The organism is Deltaproteobacteria bacterium (assembly GCA_009929795.1).
Classification (GTDB): Bacteria; Desulfobacterota; Desulfovibrionia; order Desulfovibrionales; family Desulfomicrobiaceae; genus RZZR01.
The window spans coordinates 1-3,439 of the sequence record RZZR01000213.1 but is presented as its reverse complement, the minus strand read 5'-3'; the positions used below and the strand labels follow the sequence as shown (position 1 = coordinate 3,439).

The 3,439-nt window shown below is 61.5% G+C and carries 2 protein-coding genes; both read left to right on the top strand.

The window, feature by feature from the left end; translation table 11 throughout:
- Nucleotides 1-2 precede the first annotated feature (2 nt).
- Nucleotides 3-614, top strand: a complete 612-nt coding sequence (locus EOM25_13295) for an efflux RND transporter periplasmic adaptor subunit (GenBank protein ID NCC26149.1) — start codon at nucleotides 3-5, stop codon at nucleotides 612-614.
- Between the two features lie 17 nt (nucleotides 615-631).
- Nucleotides 632-3,439 (top strand): efflux RND transporter permease subunit (locus tag EOM25_13290; GenBank protein NCC26148.1); only part of this gene is annotated, 2,808 nt, incomplete at its 3' end.

Here is a 3,439-nt window from a genome sequence, read left to right as displayed (position 1 = left end):
CGCTGCGGCGGGCCGATCTGGAGGCCAGGCTATTGGAGCGGGACAAGAAAACCGTCAGGGCCGATTTCGACGGGGTGGTCATCGAAAAGGGAGCCGAGGTCGGAGAATGGCTAGCCGTCGGAGGGCTGGTGGCCAGGGTGGCCGATGACCGAAACGTGGAGGGCGAAATCCCTCTGCCCCAGCAGTTTTTGGAACATGTCGCGAACGGGGCCGAGGTTGAGGTGACGGTCAACGGCCGACCAATGAAGGGCGTGATTCGAGCCGCCATTCCCCTGGCCGACAAGAATTCCAGAACCGTTCCTGTACGGGTCCGCCTGAGCAGCGACCAAGGGCTGGCGGCCGGAACCGAGGCCATGGTCACCCTGCCAGTAGGCGAGGCTGTACGGGCCATGATCGTTTTGAGGGACGCCCTGGTGGACAAGGGTATGGGTCCGATGGTGGTGGCCGTGCAAGACGGCGCGGCCCGAATGGTGCCGGTGAGGCCGCTGGTTTACGCCGGAAACCGGGTCGGCATTGAATCCGAGGGCCTTCAGGATGGGGACCGGGTGGTGGTCAAAGGCAACGAACGTCTGCAGCCGGGCCAGCCCCTGGCCGTAATTGATACGGGACAGTAGGGCCCAAGAGGGGATTCGTGGACATCATCCGTTTTTCGATCACCAAGCCGGTGACCACTATTGTCGGTGTCATCCTGGTGGTGCTCTTCGGCCTCATCGGCCTGTGGAACATGCCCTATCAGCTGAGCCCGGACGTGACCGAGCCGAGCATCACCGTGACCACCACGTGGAGGGGGGCCACCCCGTACGAGGTGGAGAGGGAGATCATCGAGGAACAGGAAAAGGTCCTCAAGGGCCTGCCTGGCCTGGTGGAGATGGAGAGCACCGCAGGCAACGCCATGGGCCAGATCACCCTGCGGTTCAAGGTCGGGACGGATCTCAACTCGGCGCTTTTACGGGTTTCCAACAAGCTGGACGAAGTCCAGAAGTATCCGGACCGGGTGGACAAGCCGGTCATCTCAGCCTCGGGTGCGGCCACCGAGCCCATCGTCTGGATGTTCCTCCAGACTCTCCCCGACAATCCGCGGCCCATTGAGGAATATCGGACCTTTTTCGAGAACGATGTCCGTCAATTTTTGGAACGTGTCGATGGGATCTCCGATCTCTTCGTGTACGGCGGGACCGAACAGGAGATGCAGGTCGTGGTCGACGCCAGCCGCATGGCCGCCCACGGCGTGACCCTGGCCGAGCTTCTTGCGGCGTTAGACGCCGACAACGTGTCCATGTCCTCGGGCGATCTGGACATCGGACGCAGAAACTACCGGATCAGGACCGTGGGGGAGTTCGTGTCCCCTCAGGACATCGAGAGTCGTGTCGTTCGGGCCCATGGAGACCGCCTGGTCAGGGTCAGGGATCTTGCCACGGTCGGATTCGGCTTCGAGAAGAAACGGGACGCCATGCTTGAGCGGGGTGAGCCGGGCATTGTGGTTGGGGTCAAGCCGGAGCCAGGGGTGAACGTCCTCGACCTGACCAGGGCCGTGGAGCAGGTGGTCCTTGACTTGAACGAAAATATGCTGGAGCCCCGAGGCCTCCATCTCAACTGGGTCTACGACCAGAGACCCTATATCCAGGGGGCCATTGACCTGGTTAAGAACAACATCCTCATCGGAGGTATACTGGCCGTTCTGGTTCTGTTCATCTTTCTGCGTTCACTGTCCTCGACCATCATCGTCACCCTGTCCATTCCCATCAGCATCATCGGCACCTTCATGTTCATGGACATCCTGGGCCGAAACCTGAACGTTATCAGCCTGGCAGGCATCGCCTTTGCCGTGGGCATGCTCGTGGACAGCGCCATCGTGGTTCTGGAGAATATCGACCGCCATCGAGGCATGGGTAAAAGACCTTTCGACGCGGCCTATGACGGAGTTCGCGAGGTCTGGGGGGCGGTTCTGGCCTCGTCCCTGACCACGGTGGCCGTGTTCCTGCCGGTGGTCTTCATTCAGGAGGAGGCCGGCCAGCTGTTCAAGGACATCGCCCTGGCCGTGACCTGCGCCATCACGCTCAGCATGCTGGTCTCGGTCCTGGTCATCCCTATGTTGGCCAACATGTTCTTTTCCCTGTCCAGGAGGAAGAAAGAACAATCCAATGGGGTGTCGGCCGTTTTCGGGGGTTGGATCGCCGAGGGGATCATGACGCTGGTCAGGCTGGGCACGGGGAATGTTTTCGCCCGGTTCGTGACCATCGTCGGGCTGACCGGGGCGGCCGTGGCCCTGGCCGTGGCCATGATGCCCAAGATGGAATACCTGCCCCAGGGCAACCGGAACCTGCTTTTGTGCATCTTCATCCCTCCACCCGGTCTGTCCTACGAGGAGCGGGAGGCCGTGGGCCTCGGCCTCCACGAAAGGCTGGGTCCTTTAATGGTCGAGAGGGGAGAGGAGCGGGACAAGGATGTCCCCCCGGGAATTCGGCAGACCTTTTACGTCGGGGCCGAGTCCATCATGCTCATGGGAATCATCTCGGACAAGGAGCAACAGGCCGCGGAACTCATCCCGTCGCTCATGCCGGTGGTCAACTCCTTTCCGGGTATCTTCGGGGTCACGGTCCAGGCCGGGATCTTCCAGAACGAGCTCGGGGCGGGGCGCAATATCGATGTGGACGTCAGTGGCAAGGATCTATCCGGGCTGGTCCGGACAGCCGGTTTCATGTACGGAGCCATCATGCAGGCCATTCCCGGAGCCCAGGTCCGGCCCATTCCGTCCCTCGAAATCGCCTATCCAGAGGTCCGTTTTCTGCCCAGGGAGCAACGTCTCAAGGCCTCGGGCATGACCGTCACCGATCTGGGAACGGCCCTGGACATCCTCCTTGACGGGCGAAAGGCCGGGGAGTTCAAGCAGGAAGGTGAGAAAAAGATCGACCTCATCGTCAAGGGAGGCGATGAGGACATCTCTTCACCCGAGGCACTGGCCGGGGCCCTTGTGGTCACCCCACAGGGGCGGGTGGTCCCGGTCAGTTCCCTTGCCGAGATGGAGAGAACCAGCGGCCTGACAGAGATCCGCCATCTGGAGCGGATGCGAACCATCACCCTGCAGGTCACCCCTCCGGAAGCGGTTCCCATCCAGTCCGGCATGGAAATGATCCAGGCGCAAGTGGTGGATCAGGCCAGGCAGGCTGGCCTTTTGAGGGGCATGCAGGTTCGGATGAGCGGGGCGGCCGACAAACTCGTTCAGACCTGGGACGTTCTCAAATGGAACCTTATCCTGGCCGTGGTCATCACCTACCTGCTCATGTCGGCCCTGTTCGGGAATTTTCTGTACCCCCTGGTAATCATGTTCACCGTGCCCCTGGCCGCGGTCGGTGGCCTCATGGGACTCAGGCTGGTGAACCTTTTCATCGCCCCCCAGCCCCTGGACCTCCTGACCATGCTCGGGTTCATCATCCTCATC